The sequence below is a fragment of the Kocuria sabuli genome (assembly GCF_040981185.1).
Classification (GTDB): domain Bacteria; phylum Actinomycetota; class Actinomycetes; order Actinomycetales; family Micrococcaceae; genus Kocuria; species Kocuria sabuli.
In genome coordinates this window covers 1-592 of sequence record NZ_JAVHZE010000084.1, presented here as the reverse complement: position 1 = coordinate 592, position 592 = coordinate 1, and the positions used below count along the sequence as shown (strand labels likewise).

General features: G+C 59.6%; 2 protein-coding genes. Both read right to left on the bottom strand.

The annotated features are described in order from the left end of the window. Window positions 1-159 (bottom strand): ATP-binding cassette domain-containing protein (locus tag RE027_RS18010; protein WP_368809669.1); only part of this gene is annotated, 159 nt, incomplete at its 3' end. Next, a partial coding sequence (locus tag RE027_RS18005) for an FtsX-like permease family protein (RefSeq protein ID WP_368809668.1) occupies window positions 152-592 on the bottom strand: 441 nt, incomplete at its 5' end. The genes RE027_RS18010 and RE027_RS18005, both read right to left, overlap by 8 nt.

Below are 592 nucleotides of genomic sequence, written 5' to 3'. Positions count from 1 at the left end.
GTGCAGCAACGTACTTTTACCGGAGCCAGAGCTACCGACAATCGCCATCATCTCGCCTTCGCCCACGCTAAAACTCACATTGTGCAACACGTCGGTCTGCACAGTGCCTTCCTGATAGCGTTTGGACAGGTTGTCGCACTGCAACAGGATCTTATTCATAACGTAAAGCCTCAGCGGGTTGAGTGGCGGCAGCCCGCCAGGAAGGATAAAGCGTAGAAAGCAGCGCAATGGCCATCGCGGCCAGCGCAATACCGACCACCTGGAGCGGCTCGATTGCCACCGGCAGCGCCGCGCCATCAAGCAGCGCGCCGATAATCGGCATGAGATTGTTGAGCTGGCTGGCGAGCAGCGCCCCCAGCGCCGCGCCGAGCAGCGCGCCAATGATGCCAGCGCTGGCACCCTGGACCATAAATACCGCCATGATCTGGCGCGGAGTCAGCCCCTGGGTTTGCAGAATGGCGACTTCGCCTTGCTTCTCCATTACCATCAGCCCGAGCGAGGTGATGATATTAAACGCGGCAACGGCCACGATCAGGCTCAGCAGCAGCCCCATCATGTTTTTCTCCATGCGCACGGCCTGGAACAGTTCGCC